The sequence below is a fragment of the Campylobacter sp. TTU_617 genome, assembly GCF_016599045.1.
GTDB lineage: Bacteria > Campylobacterota > Campylobacteria > Campylobacterales > Campylobacteraceae > Campylobacter_D.
The window spans coordinates 1-3,124 of sequence record NZ_JAENKV010000029.1 but is presented as its reverse complement, the minus strand read 5'-3'; the positions used below and the strand labels follow the sequence as shown (position 1 = coordinate 3,124).

Annotated in this window: 2 protein-coding genes; both read left to right on the top strand. The window is 26.0% G+C overall.

Features of this window, described 5'->3' with window-relative positions:
- Positions 1–1,192 (top strand): motility associated factor glycosyltransferase family protein (locus GQV94_RS07535; protein ID WP_200170434.1); only part of this gene is annotated, 1,192 nt, incomplete at its 5' end.
- The gene (locus GQV94_RS07530; protein WP_200170433.1) at positions 1,165–3,009 is read left to right on the top strand and encodes a motility associated factor glycosyltransferase family protein; all 1,845 of its coding nucleotides are present in this window, start codon (positions 1,165–1,167) and stop codon (positions 3,007–3,009) included. The genes GQV94_RS07535 and GQV94_RS07530, both read left to right, overlap by 28 nt.
- Positions 3,010–3,124: the final 115 nt, after the last annotated feature.

Genomic DNA, 3,124 nt, shown 5'->3' with positions numbered 1-3,124 from the left:
TACTAAACAACTTCCTATTTTAAAAGAATATCAAAACAAAGCTACAATATTTTGTGCTGATAGTGCTTATGCAATATTAGCTAAACATAATATTAAGCCTGATTATGTTTGTATGGTAGAAAGAAAAGAAATTACAGCAGAATTTTTCAATAATAATTTTAAAGAATTTGATGAAGGAATAACCTTTATCTTAAAATCTGTAGTTCATCCAAAAGCACTTTCTTATCTTGATCAAAATAAGCGTTCTTATATAGTAGTTTCTACTTGGGCTAATTTTATTAATTATGTTGCTATGGATAAATTTGGGTATTTTAATATGGGACATAGCGTGGCTAATGTTAATTTTGCTTTGGCATTTTTTTTAAAACACAAAAACATTATCTTAATAGGACAAGACTTAGCCTATGATGAAAAAGGAAATTCTCATCCTAATGATTATAAACACGGATCCAATTTTGAGAATAAAAGATTTAAAAATTTTGATAAAGCTTTATCTTATGGGGGTAAAAAACTGATTAAAACACATCAAGTTTGGACCCTTTTTCGTCAAGAATTTGAAAGCGATATACAATTTACCAAAGAACAAGGAGTAAAAACTTACAACTGCACAGAAGGTGGAGCAAGGATAGAAGGAGCTATAGAAAAACCTTTTAAAGAAGTATGTGAAGAATTACTTATTAAAGATTTAGATAAACCTTTTAAAAGATTAAATGCTTTAAATAAAAATAAACAAGATGAATTATTACTTAAAGCTTATGCAAAAATTACAAAAGCCATAAAACATTCTAATACTTTTAAAAATGATTGTTTAAAAGAATATAATGAAATCAATGAGCTTTATTTAAAGCTAAATCATACAGATAATCAAGATTTAATTGATCTTATAATAAAAAGAATTGATAAGTATAAAACAAAAACTGAAGATTTAAAAGAACTTGCTCAAGCTGTTGGAGCTTTTTTAATCCAATTTGAATTAAATTTAGCTAGAATTTATGTCTTAAAAGTAAAAACAAAAGAAGATTCTTTTAATAAATCTTTAATTTGGATTAAAGAACATTTAGAATGGCTTAAAATGATATATGCACATATTAATGCACTTGAACTTGCTTTAATTAAAAACATTAAGCCTTTAAAAGATGAGTTATATAAAAGGGGACTTGAAAAATGGATGGGGCAAAAGAGCTCTTTTTAAAAAACACAGCAGCACTTTTTGAGGTTGATCAAGTTTTAGCTTATAAGCTTAGATCTTTAGAAAATTTTTCTAATTTTAGTGTAGATAAAGAAGCTAATTTCATAAGACATGATAATGATAAAATTTATGAAAATGTGAATGAAGAACTAAATAAAAATTTAGAACTCTTTAAAAATGATTTTTTTAAATATCCTGTTTTGTTTTTTTATGGTTTTGGAAATGGAAAACTTTATAAAATTTTATGTGAAAATAAAAATCATAAAGCTATCGTTGTATTTGAAGATGAGCTTGAAATTTTAGCTTTAGCTTTTCATCTTTTTGATTTTTCTAAAGAAATTAAAAGCGAAAAACTTATACTTTTTTATACTAAAGATCTTAACTTGGCTTCCTTAAATGCTTTATTTTCTTTTGAGTTTATAAAAAAGAGTATTAAAATTTATAATCTTCATATCCATAGTTCTTTTTATGCAAAACATTATTATGATAAAATCGAAAGTTTAAACAAAGACTTAATGGAAATTATAAGATTTGTAGTATTAAATCACGGCAATGATCCTATAGACTCTATGATAGGAATAGAACATACTTTAAATAATATTCCTAAAATGTTAAGTCATGGAATTTTTCAAGAGTTTTTAAAATCAAGGAGAGCAAAACTTGAAAATGCTATAATAGTATCAACAGGACCTTCGCTTACTAAACAACTTCCCTTACTTAAAGAGTATCAAAATAAGGTAGCTATTTTTTGTGCTGATAGTTCTTATCCAATTTTAGCCAAACACAATATTAAGCCTGATTATGTTTTGTCTTTAGAAAGAGTTGTTTTAACTTCTGAATTTTTTAATAATGATTTTGGAGATTTTGATAAGGATATACTTTTTATCTTAGCTTCTGTGGTATATAAAAAAACTATAGAATACCTAGAAAGGAATCATAGACGCTATATGGTAGTGCATCGTCCTTTAAATTCAGCAGGTTCTTTAAAACTTGATGAATATGGATATCTTGGCGTAGGAATGAGTGTTGCTAATATGATTTATGAATTAATTGGTGCATTAAGATTTAAAAATGTTATTTTAATAGGGCAAGACTTAGCCTATGCTCAAAGTGGTAAAAGTCACGCTTTAGAGCATATTTTTGGAGAGCAAGGTGATGAAGTAAGAGGCGAACTTTATACTTTGGCTTATGGAGGAAAAGGAGAAGTTAGAACCCAACTTTCTTGGCAGCTTTTTAGACAACATTTTGAAAAGGATATTTTTTTTACTAAAACTAAATTAGGTATTACTACTTACAATTGCACAGAAGGTGGAGCAAGGATAGAAGGAAGCTTAGAAAAACCTTTTAAAGAAGTATGTGAAGAGCTTTTAAACGAGGATCTTTGCAAACCTTTTGAATTTCCAAAATCTTTAAGCTTAGATAAAATGAAGGAAAAATTAAAAAAGACGAAGAAAAATCTTGAAAAAAATGTCAATGAGAGTGAAAATTACATTAAAAAATGTAAAAATGAACTCAAAAAATTAGACTACGAGTTTAAAAAAGAGCAAAAAAATTTACAAACTCTTAGAAAGATCAAAGATAATTTGCTTCAATTTTTTAAAGAATTAAAAACATTAAAATTATTTAATGAACTTTCACAGGCTATGTATTTTCATAATGAATGTGAAGTTATGAAGTATGAAGTTTTAAATTCTTTAAAGCAAGATGAAAAATTGCTAGATTTTCTTTCTTCTCAAAATCTTTGGTTTTTGCAAATTTTAGATTATTTAAAAGCTCAAAATGAAACCATTAATAAAGCTATAAAAGAGTGGGAGATTTAAATGACCCCCTCTTTATTCTTAAAAAACCTAAATGCTCTAAATAATACTTTCTTAAAAGAAGAACTAAATAAAATAAAATCAAATCTTAAATTTGAACTCATACAAGGTAAAGATA

What these genes read in the sequence shown, in the direction of transcription:
- GQV94_RS07530 (WP_200170433.1), top strand. Translation starts at nt 1,165, where the DNA reads ATGGATGGGGCAAAAGAGCTCTTTTTAAAAAACACAGCAGCACTTTTT.